The 13,682-nt window shown below is 71.3% G+C and carries 12 protein-coding genes and 1 pseudogene; 9 read left to right on the forward strand and 4 right to left on the reverse strand.

Going from position 1 to position 13,682, the window contains the following annotated elements; all coding sequences use genetic code 11:
• The first annotated feature begins 224 nt into the window (after positions 1-224).
• Positions 225-1,415: a polyamine ABC transporter substrate-binding protein gene (locus ACZ4NT_RS27590; protein ID WP_121406240.1), complete on the forward strand. Its 1,191-nt coding sequence runs from the start codon at positions 225-227 to the stop codon at positions 1,413-1,415.
• A gap of 28 nt (positions 1,416-1,443) precedes the next feature.
• Here ACZ4NT_RS27590 and ACZ4NT_RS27595 read toward each other — a convergent pair whose 3' ends face one another.
• From ACZ4NT_RS27595 to ACZ4NT_RS27605, 3 genes and pseudogenes are all read right to left on the reverse strand, one after another.
• Complete coding sequence (locus ACZ4NT_RS27595) at positions 1,444-1,911, reverse strand: SRPBCC family protein (protein WP_467728081.1); 468 nt, start codon at positions 1,909-1,911, stop codon at positions 1,444-1,446.
• A 153-nt stretch (positions 1,912-2,064) separates the two neighbouring features.
• Entirely contained in the window at positions 2,065-2,745 is a 681-nt protein-coding gene (locus ACZ4NT_RS27600) for a glycerophosphodiester phosphodiesterase (RefSeq protein WP_121406242.1), read from the reverse strand.
• A gap of 55 nt (positions 2,746-2,800) precedes the next feature.
• Positions 2,801-3,950: pseudogene (locus ACZ4NT_RS27605) on the reverse strand (adenosine deaminase).
• Positions 3,951-4,004: 54 nt separating this feature from the next.
• Here ACZ4NT_RS27605 and ACZ4NT_RS27610 point away from each other — a divergent pair.
• Positions 4,005-4,925, forward strand: coding sequence for a DUF4190 domain-containing protein (locus tag ACZ4NT_RS27610; protein WP_467728082.1), 921 nt, complete (start codon positions 4,005-4,007; stop codon positions 4,923-4,925).
• Here the strand turns inward: ACZ4NT_RS27610 and ACZ4NT_RS27615 are convergent.
• Entirely contained in the window at positions 4,922-5,548 is a 627-nt protein-coding gene (locus ACZ4NT_RS27615) for an NADAR family protein (protein WP_467728083.1), read from the reverse strand. The two genes, ACZ4NT_RS27610 and ACZ4NT_RS27615, sit on opposite strands and share 4 nt — an antisense overlap.
• A gap of 207 nt (positions 5,549-5,755) precedes the next feature.
• Here ACZ4NT_RS27615 and ACZ4NT_RS27620 point away from each other — a divergent pair, with 207 nt between their 5' ends.
• The 7 genes from ACZ4NT_RS27620 to ACZ4NT_RS27650 all read left to right on the forward strand — a co-directional run bounded on the left by ACZ4NT_RS27620 (position 5,756) and on the right by ACZ4NT_RS27650 (position 13,568).
• A complete protein-coding gene (locus ACZ4NT_RS27620) occupies positions 5,756-7,276 on the forward strand; it encodes a gamma-aminobutyraldehyde dehydrogenase (protein WP_121406245.1) in 1,521 nt (506 codons plus the stop codon).
• A gap of 54 nt (positions 7,277-7,330) precedes the next feature.
• Entirely contained in the window at positions 7,331-8,578 is a 1,248-nt protein-coding gene (locus ACZ4NT_RS27625) for a polyamine ABC transporter substrate-binding protein (protein ID WP_121406246.1), read from the forward strand.
• Positions 8,579-8,583: 5 nt separating this feature from the next.
• On the forward strand, positions 8,584-9,735 hold the full coding sequence (locus tag ACZ4NT_RS27630; RefSeq protein ID WP_183117048.1) for an ABC transporter ATP-binding protein: 1,152 nt from the start codon (positions 8,584-8,586) through the stop codon (positions 9,733-9,735).
• Positions 9,735-10,661, forward strand: a complete 927-nt coding sequence (locus ACZ4NT_RS27635; RefSeq protein WP_467728084.1) for an ABC transporter permease — start codon at positions 9,735-9,737, stop codon at positions 10,659-10,661. The genes ACZ4NT_RS27630 and ACZ4NT_RS27635 overlap by 1 nt, the downstream gene beginning before the upstream one ends.
• Positions 10,662-11,462, forward strand: a complete 801-nt coding sequence (locus tag ACZ4NT_RS27640) for an ABC transporter permease (RefSeq protein ID WP_121406249.1) — start codon at positions 10,662-10,664, stop codon at positions 11,460-11,462.
• Positions 11,463-11,491: 29 nt separating this feature from the next.
• Positions 11,492-12,910: an FAD-dependent oxidoreductase gene (locus tag ACZ4NT_RS27645; RefSeq protein ID WP_121406250.1), complete on the forward strand. Its 1,419-nt coding sequence runs from the start codon at positions 11,492-11,494 to the stop codon at positions 12,908-12,910.
• A gap of 205 nt (positions 12,911-13,115) precedes the next feature.
• Positions 13,116-13,568: a bifunctional DNA primase/polymerase gene (locus ACZ4NT_RS27650; protein ID WP_121406251.1), complete on the forward strand. Its 453-nt coding sequence runs from the start codon at positions 13,116-13,118 to the stop codon at positions 13,566-13,568.
• The last annotated feature ends 114 nt before the right edge of the window (positions 13,569-13,682 follow it).

A 13,682-nucleotide genomic window follows, 5' to 3' on the forward strand; every position in this document is an offset into this window, starting at 1 on the left:
CCGCCCCCCCCCCACACACCCCCCCCCCCCCCCCCCCCCCCCCCCCCCCCCCCCCCCCCCCCCCCCCCCCCCCCCCCCCCCCCCCCCCCCCCCCCCCCCCCCCCCCCGCTCCCGTGTGCGCCTCCCGTCCGGACGGCCCCGATCGACAGGGTGTCGGCCCCGCGGACGATCGCTCGACGCAGCGTCCATTGTCGGCGGGCCGGCCCCGGCGGCATGCTGCCCGGGTGGCCGTGACCCGGAAGTCCCCGTCCCTGTCCCGCCGTTCCCTGCTGAGCGCGCTGGGCGGTGGTGCCGCTCTGGGCGCGCTGGCGGGCTGCGGGGTCCCCTCCGCGTACGTGGCGCCGGGGGAGCGGGCCGGTGCCGATCTCTCCCTCCGCGACAAACGCCTGAACTGGGCGAACTGGCCCCTCTACATCGACACCGACGACGCGGACAGCACGCGGCGACCCACCCTGGACGCCTTCGAGAAGCGCACCGGGATCGCCGTCGACTACGTCGAGGAGATCAACGACAACGACGAGTTCTTCGGCAAGATCAGCCCCTCCCTGATGAACCATCAGGAGACCGGCCGCGATCTGATCGTCGTCAGCGACTGGATGTGCGCGCGCTTCGTCCGCCTCGGCTGGGTCCAGGAGATGGACCGGGCCGGCCAGCCGAACGTCACCAAGTACCTGGACCCGCTGCTGAGTTCACCGGCCTTCGACCCGGGCCGCAGGTCCACCGTGCCCTGGCAGTCCGGCATCACCGGCATCGCGTACAACCGCCGCCGGGTGGGCCGCGAGATCCGCCACGTCTCGGAGCTGTGGGCCGACGACCTCAAGGGCCGGGTCACGCTGCTCTCCGGCCTGGACGAGGCCTTCGCGCTGCTGATGCAGGGCAACGGCGTCGACATCACCCGGTGGACGGCGGACGATTTCCACACCGTGTGCGACCAGGTCGAGGGGCACGTCCGCAGCGGCCGGATCCGGCGCTTCACGGGCAACGACTACATCAAGGACCTCTCCAGCGGCGACGTCCTCGCCTGCCAGGCGTACTCCGGCGACGTGATCCAGCTCCAGGCCGACGACCCCGACATCCGCTTCGTGGTGCCGGAGGAGGGCGCCGAGCTGTGGGCGGAGTCGCTGATGATCCCGAACCTGGCCCGCCACAAGGCGAACGCGGAGAAGCTCGTCGACCACTACTACGACCCCGAGGTCGCCGCCGAGCTCGCCGCCTGGGTGAACTACGTCTGCCCGGTACCGGCCGCCCGCGACGTCCTCGCCTCCGCCAAGGACAAGGACACCGCCGCCCTGGCCGAGGACCCGCTGATCTTCCCCGACGGTGCCATGCGCGAGCGGCTCGCGATCGCCCGCGACATCACGTCCACGGAGCGGGCGGAGTTCGCGAAGCGGTGGAACGCGATCGCCGGCCTGTAGGAGCCGTCCGGGGTCCGGGCGGTCGGCCTCAGCCGGCCGGTTTGACGTACGACGCCAGGTTGGCCAGCGAGGAGGCCATGGCGGTCTCGTGGTCCGCCGGGTCGATGCCGGGCGGTACGTCCGTGGCGGTGACGGTCACCTCGGTTCCGTCGCCGGAGCCGGTGAGCGACCAGGTCATCGTCATGGTGCCCGCGTACGCCGGGTCGTCGGCCTCGAACACCGCCCGCTGCACCACGCGCCCCGGGGGCACCAGGTCCGCGAACCCGACCTCGACGACGTCCGTCGCCGCCGAGGTCTTGCCCGGACTGCCGTCGGGGTCGAGATAGGTGAGCACCATCCGGAAGCCGCCGCCGGGACGGGGGTCCCACCGCTCGACCCGGCCGCGCATCCCGGCCGGCGGCAGCCAGGACTCGATCGCCTCACGGTCGAGGAGGGCGGCGTAGACGGCGGAGGGCGGAGCCGCGATCACCCTGCTCGCCCGGTCTGTCCTGCTCATGGCCCGACCCTAGCCCCGGGAGCGTCCGATGGCCCGCTCGGGCGGGGTGGCGCGGCGCATCGAGCACCGGAGGCCACGGGCCGGCCCGTGGACGCCGTCACCGCAGCGGCGCTGCCGGCGCCCACCGCTCCGGGACGCGGTTCCGCAGGCCGGCTACGCCTTGCGCAGGGCGCACAGGGTGTCGATGCGGTTCGTGGTGAGGGAGTCGACCCCCAGGTCGAGCAGCCGCCGCATGGAGCGCCGGGTGTCCGGCGTCCACGCCGACAGCAGACAGCCGTTCCGGTGCACCCGGGCCACCAGGTCCCGGTCGATCAGCCCGAAACGGTAGTTGAGCCACCTCGGGCGCACCGCCTCCAGCAGCGCGGGCCGGGGTGGCGCCAGCGTCGTCCAGGTCAGTGCGATCTCCGCGCCCGGGTCGGCCGCGCGCACCGCGAGCATGGCCGGGGCGCCCGCGCAGTAGTACACCCGCTCCTCGGCCCCGCAGGCGCGGACGACGTCGACGACCTCCCGTACGGTCCCGCGGTCCGCACCGGGCAGGTCGATCATGAGCCGGCCGTCCCCGGTCGCGGCCAGCGCGTCCGCGAGCGTCGGGACGCCGCCCGCCGTCAGTCCGCGCACCTCGTCCGAGGAGAGCGAGCGGAGCGGCCGGTCGTGCTCCCACAGCCGGTGCAGGGTCTCGTCGTGGAGCAGGACGGGCACGCGGTCGCGGGTGAGCCGGACGTCGATCTCCACCGCGTCCGCGCCCCGGCGGAGCGCGGAACGCAGCGAGTCGATCGTGTTCTCCCGGACGCGGTACGGGTCGCCGCGGTGGGCCACGGCAGTCACGGTGCGCATGCGCCCATTGTGAAGGCCGGGCACCCCGGGCCCGCTCGTCGGGGCGCCGCGGGCGTCAGAGCGCCGGCCACCCCGACGTGTAGGTGTCGATCTCCTCCGCGAGCCGCTTCTTGCCCGCGGCGTCGAGGAAGGACGCCTCCACCGCGTTCTTGGCGAGTCCGGCGAGGCCCTGCTCGTCGAGGCCGAGGAGGCGGGCGGCGACCGCGTACTCGTTGTTGAGGTCGGTGCCGAACATCGGCGGGTCGTCGGAGTTGATCGTGACGAGCACGCCGGCGCTCACCATGTCCTTGAGCGGGTGCTCGTCGAGGGTGCGGACCGCCCGGGTGGCGATGTTCGACGTCGGGCAGACCTCCAGGGCGATCCGGTGCTCGGCGAGGTGCGCGAGCAGCCTCGGGTCCTGCGTGGAGCTGGTGCCGTGTCCGATGCGCTCGGCGCGCAGGTCGTTCAGCGCGTCCCAGACCGTCCCGGGGCCGGTCGTCTCCCCGGCGTGCGGGACCGAGTGCAGCCCGGCCGCGATGGCCCGGTCGAAGTATGGCTTGAACTGCGGACGCGGTACACCGACCTCGGGCCCGCCGAGTCCGAAGGAGACGAGCCCCTCGGGCCGCACCCGGTCGTCGGTGGCGAGCCGGGCCGTCTCCTCGGCGGCCTCCAGGCCCGCCTCGCCGGGGATGTCGAAGCACCACCGCAGGACGACGCCGAACTCGGCCTCGGCGGCCTTGCGGGCGTCCTCGATCGCCTCCATGAAGCCGAGTTCGTCGATGCCGCGACGGGTGGACGAGAAGGGCGTGAGGGTGAGCTCGGCGTACCGGACCTGCTGCCGGGCCATGTCCCGGGCGACCTCGTAGGTCAGCAGCCGGACGTCCTCCGGGGTGCGGATGAGGTCGACGACCGACAGGTAGACCTCGATGAAGTGCGCGAAGTCCGTGAACGTGAAGTAGTCGACGAGGGCCTCGGGGTCGGTCGGCACCTTGGAGTCGGGGTGCCGGGCGGCCAGCGTGGAGACGATCCTGGGGGAGGCGGAGCCGACATGGTGCACATGCAGTTCGGCCTTGGGCAGGCCGGCGATGAAGGCGTGCAGATCGCGGGTGTCGAGGTGGTCGGTCAAGGGTTCCTCCCCGGGAACGGCGCCCCTCGGCGTGAGTGCGGGGGACGCGGGTGATCGGCTGATCGATGACTCGGGGATCATCGTAGGCCGCCGTCCGCACGCCGAAGGTCCGGGCCGTAGCATGACGGAACGTACAACAGAGGGGACCTCGCGCATGTCCGACGACGCCCGCACGCCGGAACCGCCGGACCACGCGACCCGGGCCTTCGGCCCCGGCACGTCCGCCTTCACGGGGGACGGACCCGGCGCCGGCCCGCAGGACGCGCCGCCCGCCCCCAAGGTCGCCCTGGAGAAGCCCGCACCCGAGCCGGACCCCTGGGCCCCGCCGGCGGACGACGTGCCGCCGGCCTCCGGGCACACCGGCACCCCGCCGCCCTCGGTGCACAACCAGCCGACCGTGACCTCGATGCCGGCCGTGGGCACGGGCGCCCCGGGGCCCTACGGCGGCGACACCCCGGCGGCGCCCCAGCCCTGGGTCGGCCCCTTCGCGTCCCCCGCGTCCGGGGGGTCCGCCGGCCCGTACGCCTCGCCGGGCGGGCCGCGTCCGCAGACGGGCGCCGCGCCGCACAACCCCAACCCCTTCGCCCCGCCGTCGGCCGGTGGTCCCGGCGAGCCGGTCCCGCCGCCGCCCACGGCGCCCGGCGGACCCGGCGGCCCGCTGTACGGCCGGCCCCAGTACCCCGGGTATCCGATGCACGGCGGCCATGGCGCGTACCCGGGCGGAACCGCCGGCTACGGCTGGCCCGCGCCGGCGCCGATGCCCAGCAACGGGATGGGCACCACCTCGCTGGTGCTCGGCATCATCGCGGCGGCGATCTTCTGCCTCTGGCCGGTGGCCATCCTGCTGGGCATCCTGGCGGTGATCTTCGGCGTGATCGGCCGGCAGAAGGCACGCCGGGGCGAGGCGACGAACCCGGGGCAGGCGCTGGCGGGGATCATCTGCGGTGCGGTCGGCCTGGTGCTCGCCATCGGCCTCGCCGTGCTGATATTCGCCCTCCCCGACGACGGGGACGACGACCCGTACTTCGGGGACGACGGCTACTCGACGTCCCTGGTGGCCGAGCGGCTCCGCTAGGCAGGCCCCCTGGCCGAGCGACTCGGCCAGGGGGTGTCCTGGCCGGAGGTGACGGGCTCGGTGCCGTCCGGGGTTCTGAGCCGCTCGCGGGCCTCCATCAGCGCGAAGCCCAGCAGATTGGGGCCCCGCCACCGGGCGGGGTCCATCGCGCGCTCGTCGTCCGCGGCCAGCCCGATCCCCCAGATCCGGTCCACGGGACTGGCCTCCACGAGCACCCGGTTGCCGGTGCCGAGCAGGAATTCCCGCAGGTCGGGGTGGGCGGCGAACTTGTGGAGGCTGCCCTCGGCCACGATCCGGCGGCGCTCACGCGCCCAGACCGCGTCGTCGAAGTCCCGCACGAGCCGGCCCGCCTTCTTGGCGAGCGCGGGATTCGGGGCGTCGAGCGCCCGCCGCTCCGCCTCGGCATCTCCGAAGAGGCGCGCCTTGGCCGCCATCATCCAGTGCTCGGCCGTCGCATACTCGACATCGTCCACCGTGAACGCGGCCGGCCACCACTGACTCAGACAGCTCGCGCCGACCCACCCGTCCGGCCGCGGCCGGTGCCCCCAGAAGTGCAGGTACGTGATCCTCGCCCCCGCGTGGACCTCCCTGACCAGGGCTTCCCAAGAATCGATCGTCCCCATGCACGCGAGTCTGGCACGCACCACTGACAGTTCGTCCCGGCTTTTCCGGGTGGACTCGACACCTGGTCGACAGATTCCGTCGCGTAACCAAAAGGCAACAACGGAATCACTTGTTGAGGTCACCTCCCTCTGTCAGGATCGGCACTCAAATCGAGCTGGAGCTACGCCGACCCCCGTGGGACGGGGAGGGTGGCGGAGGAGAGCGACATGCACAAACCGGGCCATCGCTTCCAGGCGCAGGACCGCTTCGCGGCCGGCGCGCAGTACATCGCGGGCCGGCTGACCAAGGGCACCTCGGGCCGCAACCACGCGGTCGTCGACCCCGCCACCGGCGAGGAGGTCTTCACGTACGAGCTGGCCGGCGCCGCCGACGTGGACGCCGCCGTCGCCGCCGCCCGCGAGGCGTTCCCCGGCTGGGCCGGCGCGACGCCCGCCGAGCGTTCCGACGCCCTGCACCGCTTCGCCGCCGTGCTCGCCGAGCGGGCCGAGGAGTTCGCGCAGGCGGAGTCGCTGCAGTGCGGCAAGCCGCTGAAGCTCACCCGCGAGTTCGACGTCCCGGGGACCATCGACAACACCGCGTTCTTCGCCGGTGCGGCCCGGCATCTGCAGGGCCAGTCCGCGGGCGAGTACTCCGGGGACCACACCTCGTACGTGCGCCGTGAGCCCATCGGGGTCGTCGGCTCCATCGCGCCCTGGAACTACCCCCTCCAGATGGCCGCCTGGAAGATCCTCCCGGCGATCGCCGCGGGCAACACGATCGTCCTGAAGCCCGCCGAGCTCACCCCGCTCACCTCGCTCCTCTTCGCGGAGGCGGCCACGGCGGCCGGCATCCCCGACGGCGTGATCAACATCGTCACCGGTGCGGGCAAGGACGCCGGCGAGCACCTCGTCGCCCACCCCGACGTCGCCATGACCTCCTTCACGGGATCCACCGGGGTCGGCAAGCGCGTCGCGGAGATCGCCACCTCCACCGTCAAGCGCCTCCACCTGGAGCTGGGCGGCAAGGCGCCCTTCCTGGTCTTCGACGACGCCGACCTGGAGGCGGCCGTGCACGGCGCCGTCGCGGGCGCCCTCATCAACACCGGGCAGGACTGCACGGCCGCCACGCGCGCGTACGTGCAACGGCCCCTCTACGACGCGTTCGTGGCACAGACCGCCGAGCTCATGGCGAGCGTCCGGGTGGGCGACCCGTTCGCCCCGGACACCGACCTCGGCCCGCTGATCTCGCACGCGCAGCGCGACCGGGTCGCCGGATTCGTCGACCGGGCCCGCTCCTCCGCGCGCGTGGTCACCGGCGGCGAGATCCCCGAGGACCTGAAGGACGGCGCGTACTACCGCCCCACCCTCGTCGCCGACGCCGCCCAGGACAGCGAGATCGTGCAGTCCGAGATCTTCGGCCCGGTCCTGGTCGTGCTCCCCTTCGACAGCGACGACGAAGGGATCCGGCTCGCCAACGACACCCCCTACGGCCTCGCCGCCTCCGCCTGGAGCCGCGACGTCTACCGGGCGAACCGCGCCACCCGCGAGATCAAGGCGGGCTGCGTGTGGGTCAACGACCACATCCCGATCATCAGCGAGATGCCGCACGGCGGCTACAAGGCGTCCGGCTTCGGCAAGGACATGTCCGCCTACTCCTTCGAGGAGTACACGCAGGTCAAGCACGTCATGTTCGACAACACCGCGGTCGTCAGGAAGGACTGGCACCGCACGATCTTCGGGGACCGATAGCCAGAACAGGCCGCGTGACCACGGCCGCTTCCCTCCCGAAAGGGCACCAGGAGCATGGAGCAGTACGAGCCCGACCGTCCGTCCCCGGCCCAACTGGCCGCCTTCCACCGCAGTCTCAGGAACGGCAGGGCATCCCTCACCCGGCGTTCGCTGCTGCGCGCCTCCGCGGGCGGCGCGCTGGCCGTCGGCGGACTCGGAGCGCTGAGCGGCTGCGGAATCCCCGCGGCGGGCAACACCCAGGGCGGCGTCTCCGCCGAGGACCACTCGGCCAAGGAGAAGACGATCAACTTCTCCAACTGGACCGAGTACATGGACGTGGACGAGAGCGAGAAGCACCACCCCACGCTCGACGCGTTCGCCCGGCGCACCGGTATCAAGGTCAAGTACACGGAGGACATCAACGACAACGTCGAGTTCTTCGGCAAGATCAAGCCGCAGCTGGCGGCGGGCCAGGACACCGGCCGCGACATCATCGTCGTCACCGACTGGCTCGCGGCCCGGCTCATCCGCTTCGGCTGGGTCCAGAAACTCGACGCCGCGAACCTGCCGCACGCCTACGCGAACCTCTCCCAGCAGTTCCGCAACCCCGACTGGGACCCCGGCCGCGCCTACTCCTATCCGTGGCAGGGCATCTCGACCGTCATCGCCTACAACAAGAAGGCGCTCGACGGCGAGAAGGTCGAGTCGATCTCCGACATGCTCGACAACCCCAAGCTGAAGGGGCGCGTCGGCTTCCTCTCGGAGATGCGCGACAGCATCGGCATGACGCTGCTGGACATGGGCAAGGACCCGGCCAGGTTCACCGACGACGACTTCGACGCGGCGATCGCCCGCCTGCAGAAGGCCGTCGACAAGGGCCAGATCCGCCGCTTCACCGGCAACGACTACACGTCCGACCTGACCAAGGGCGACCTCGCCGCCTGTGTCGCCTGGGCGGGCGACGTGGTCCAGCTCAAGGCGGACAGCCCGGACGTCGACTTCATCATCCCGGACAGCGGTTACATCACGTCCACGGACAACATGCTCATCCCCAACAAGGCGCGTCACAAGACGAACGCCGAACGGCTGATGGACTACTACTTCGAGCCGAAGCCGGCCGCCGAACTCGCCGCGTACATCAACTACGTGTGCCCCGTCGACGGCGTGAAGGACGAGCTCGCGAAGATCGACGAGGACGCGGCGAACAACCCGCTGATCATTCCCGACAAGGCCATGGCCGCCAAGTCCCACCCCTTCCGCTCACTGAGCCAGAAGGAAGAGACGGCCTACGAAGAGAAGTTCGCGAAGCTCACAGGGGCGTGACGATGATGAAGACTGACAGCAGCGGCGACGTCCGCCTCTCCGGCATCAGCAAGACCTACGGCTCGTTCACGGCCGTCCACCCACTCGACCTGACCGTCCCCCAGGGCTCGTTCTTCGCGCTCCTGGGAGCCTCGGGCTGCGGCAAGACCACCACCCTGCGGATGATCGCCGGCCTGGAGGAGCCCACCTCGGGCACCGTCGCGCTCGGCGACCACGACGTGACGAACCTGCCGCCGTACAAACGGCCGGTGAACACCGTCTTCCAGTCGTACGCGCTCTTCCCGCACCTCGACATCTTCGAGAACGTCGCCTTCGGTCTGCGGCGCCGCGGCATCAAGTCGGTGAAGAAGCAGGTCGAGGACATGCTCGACCTGGTCCAGCTCGGGGAGCAGGCCCGGAAGAAGCCCCACCAGCTCTCCGGCGGCCAGCAGCAGCGCGTCGCCGTGGCCCGGGCACTGATCAACCACCCCAAGGTGCTGCTGCTCGACGAGCCGCTCGGCGCCCTCGACCTCAAGCTGCGCCGCCAGATGCAGCTGGAGCTCAAGCGCATCCAGACCGAGGTGGGCATCACGTTCGTCCACGTCACGCACGACCAGGAGGAGGCCATGACCATGGCCGACACGGTCGCCGTGATGAACGCGGGCCGCGTCGAGCAGCTGGGCGCCCCCGCCGACCTCTACGAGAACCCGAACACCACGTTCGTCGCCAACTTCCTCGGCACCTCCAACTTCATCGAGGCCGAGGTCGACACCCGCAGCGGCGACGAGGTCGTCCTCAAGGCGGGCGGCGGCAAGCTCGTCCTGCCCGCCGCGCGATGTTCGGCGCCCACGACGGCCGGCGGCAAGGTACTGGTCGGCGTCCGCCCCGAGAAGATCTCGCTCACGCACGCCGACGACGCGGGCAGCATCCCGGCCGGCCGCAACCGGATCACCGGCACCATCGCCGACTCCAGCTTCATCGGCGTCTCCACGCAGTACGTCGTCGACAGCGCGGTCTGCCCCGAGTTCGAGGTGTACGCCCAGAACATCGACCGCGACTCCCGGCTGCGGCCCGGCGCCGACGTCGTCCTGCACTGGAGCCCGGAGCACACCTTCGGTCTGGACGCGGCGCAGGACATCGACGCGGGCGTGGAGTCGGTCGAGGAAGAGGCCGCCTGATGTCGACGCTCACCGAGGCGCCACCGCCTCTCGCGCCCGCGCCGGAGAAGAAGCCGCCCCGCAGGCGCGGCAGACTCACCCCGTACTGGCTGCTCCTGCCCGGCATCCTGTGGCTGCTGGTCTTCTTCGCGCTGCCGATGGTCTACCAGGCCTCCACGTCCGTGCAGACGGGCTCCCTGGAGGACGGCTACCGGGTCACCTGGCACCTCGCGACCTACTGGGACGCACTCGCGGACTACTGGCCGCAGTTCCTGCGTTCCGTGCTGTACGCGGGCTCCGCGACCATCCTGTGCCTGATCCTCGGCTATCCGCTCGCGTACCTCATCGCGTTCCGCGCCGGCCGCTGGCGCAACGTCGTCCTGATCCTGGTGATCGCACCGTTCTTCACCAGCTTCCTCATCCGTACGCTCGCCTGGAAGACGATCCTCGCGGACGGCGGCCCGGTCGTCGGCGCGCTCAACACGCTCCACGTCCTGGACGTCACCAGCTGGCTCGGCATGACCTCGGGCGACCGGGTCCTGGCGACACCGCTCGCGGTGGTCTGCGGTCTCACGTACAACTTCCTGCCGTTCATGATCCTGCCGCTCTACACCTCGCTGGAGCGGATCGACGGGCGGCTGCACGAGGCGGCCGGCGACCTGTACGCGAAGCCGGTCACCACGTTCCGCAAGGTGACCTTCCCGCTGTCGATGCCGGGCGTCGTCTCCGGCACGCTCCTGACGTTCATCCCCGCGAGCGGTGACTACGTGAACGCCGACCTGCTCGGCTCCACGGACACCCGCATGGTCGGCAACGTGATCCAGACGCAGTTCCTGCGGATCCTCGACTACCCGACGGCCGCGGCCCTCTCGTTCATCCTCATGGCCGCGATCCTCATCATGGTCACGCTCTACATCCGCAAGTCCGGGACGGAGGATCTGGTCTAAATGGCCTTCGTACGCTGGCTCAAGCACCATCTCGTCGTCATCGCCGGACTGCTGACACTCGGATACCTGCTCCTGCCGAACGTCGTCGTCACGGTCTTCTCCTTCAACAAGCCGAAGGGCCGCTTCAACTACGAGTGGCAGTCCTTCTCCCTGGACGCCTGGCGCGACCCGTGCGGAGTCGCGGACATGTGCGGCTCGCTCTCGCTCAGCCTGCAGATCGCGCTCTGGGCGACGATCGGGGCCACCGCCCTCGGCACGATGATCGCCTTCGCACTGGTCCGCTACCGGTTCCGGGCACGCGGCGCGGTGAACTCGCTGATCTTCCTGCCGATGGCGATGCCCGAGGTCGTGATGGCCGCCTCGCTGCTCACCCTCTTCCTCAACATGGGCGCGCAGCTGGGCTTCTGGACGATCCTGATCGCCCACATCATGTTCTGCCTCAGCTTCGTCGTCACCGCCGTCAAGGCACGCGTGATGTCGATGGACCCGCGTCTGGAGCAGGCCGCCCAGGACCTGTACGCCGGTCCGCTGCAGACCTTCCTGCGGGTCACGCTGCCCATCGCGGCCCCCGGGATCGCGGCGGGCGCGCTGCTCGCCTTCGCGCTCTCCTTCGACGACTTCATCATCACCAACTTCAACGCCGGATCGACCGTCACCTTCCCCATGTTCGTCTGGGGCTCGGCGCAGCGCGGAACACCCGTTCAGATCAATGTCATCGGGACGGCCATGTTCGTCGTCGCCGTACTGTTCGTCCTGGCCGGCATGGTGATCGGCAATCGCCGCAACCGGCAGAAGGCGTAAGAGCCATACCCTCGTAGGGAGTTGAAATCATGGCCCCAAGCGCCATGACCCGTTGGACCACGTCCCTTTCCGACGCCCGGCCGGTGTCCTACTGGCTGGACGATCCCGGCAGACCCCACCCCGAGCCCGCCCTCACCGGCGCCGAGACCTGCGACCTGCTCGTCGTCGGCGGCGGCTACAGCGGACTGTGGACCGCGCTCCTCGCCAAGGAGCGCGACCCGCAGCGCGAGGTGGTCCTGCTGGAGGGCCGCGAGGTGGGCTGGGCCGCCTCGGGCCGCAACGGCGGATTCTGTGCCGCGTCCCTCACCCACGGGCTGGCCAACGGCCTCACGCGGTGGCCTAACGAGATCAGGAAGCTGGAGGAGCTGGGCGCCCGCAACCTCGACGAGATCGAGGCGGCGGTCGCCCGCTACTCCCTCGACTGCGACTTCGAGCGCTCCGGCGAGATCGACGTCGCCACCGAGCCGTACCAGGCGGCCGAACTGCGCGAGTGGCACGATCGGTTGCAGCGCGAGGGCCTGGCGGACGGAGTCGAGTACCTGGACGCCGACGCCGTGCGGGAACAAGTCGACTCACCGACCTTCCTCGCGGGTCTGCACGACCGCCGCGGCGTCGCCATGCTCCATCCCGCCAAGCTCGCCTGGGGCCTGAAGCGCGCCTGCCGCGACCTCGGCGTCCGCATCCACGAGCACACCCCCGCGCTCGACCTGAAGCCGCACGGCGCCGGCATGGCCGTACGCACCCCCTACGGTTCCGTCCGGGCCCGCCGGGTCGCCCTCGGCACCAACATCTTCCCGAACCTGGTCAGGCGCGTGCGCGCGTACACCGTCCCGGTCTACGACTACGCGCTCATGACCGAGCCGCTGACCGCGGACCAGCTGGCGTCCATCGGCTGGAAGAACCGCCAGGGCCTCGGCGACAGCGCCAACCAGTTCCACTACTTCCGTCTCTCCGCCGACAACCGCATCCTCTGGGGCGGTTACGACGCGATCTACCCGTACGGCGGCCGGGTGCGTGCCGAGTACGACGACCGACCGGAGACGTACGCCAGGCTCGCCGGGCACTTCTTCACCTGCTTCCCGCAGCTGGAGGGCCTCCGCTTCACCCACGCCTGGGGCGGCGCGATCGACACCTGCTCGCGCTTCTCGGCCTTCTTCGGCACCGCGCACAAGGGCCGGGTGGCGTATGCGGCGGGCTACACGGGGCTCGGCGTCGGCGCCACCCGGTTCGGCGCGGACGTGATGCTCGACCTGCTGGCGGGGGAGCGGACCGAGCGCACCGAACTGGAGATGGTCCGCACGAAGCCGCTGCCCTTCCCTCCCGAGCCCTTCGCCTGGACGGGCATCGCGCTCACCAAGTGGTCCCTGGCCCGGGCAGACGCGCAGGGCGGACGGCGCAACCTCTGGCTGAAGACGATGGACCGGCTCGGGCTGGGCTTCGACAGCTGAACGGGCGCCCGCCCACCGGCCCTCCGGCGGCGGGCGGGCGCCGGGGCGTACGCGGGGGCGGCTGATCCACATGCGTACGCCCTGCTCATGCCCTGTGACCCGGTTCACTGCCAACAAGGAGCGCGAACCCGCGTAATGCCCGGCCAGGACCTCCCTCTCCCTCTGTGACGCGATCGGCGTCGAGACGAGAGAGGGAGGTTCCGTCATGACAGGCGCCAAGACGGCGGTCGAGTGGCTGGCATCCGCAGCGCCGGACCCCGAGGCCTGCCGCTGGGAGTGGGAGCGCAATCCCAACGGGGTCGCGCTGCTGCCGGCGGGCACGGCCTGGGACGTACTGATCCTGCCGGGCGAGCTCGGCTATCCCACCCTGGACGTGCTGACCCGGGTGCTCGACCAGCCGGGCCCCGTCCTCGTCGACTTCGGGGACGCGCGGATGGGCTTCTTCGTCCCCGCGGGCACCGCGGCCCGATGGCTCGGCACGGGGGTGCGCACCGCGGGCCGCGGCACCTGGATCGTGGTGCCCTACCCGGGACGGTCGACCGGCGGGGTGCGCTGGCTGGTTCCGCCGGACGGTTCGGGCACGCTCACCGATCCCGCGCTGCTGGAACTGGCCATGCACGAAGCGGCGGCGGCCCTGGCGAGCGAGGAGGGTCCCTGACCGCGGCGCGGACGCGCGCGGGATCCCGTCGGAGGTCTTGACAACGGAATTGGTCTGGACCAAGTTGGGCGCGCCCCACCCTCCCATTCCCCCATGCCCGGAGGCAGTTGTGGA

It is taken from the genome of Streptomyces sp. NPDC026417 (genome assembly GCF_055567695.1).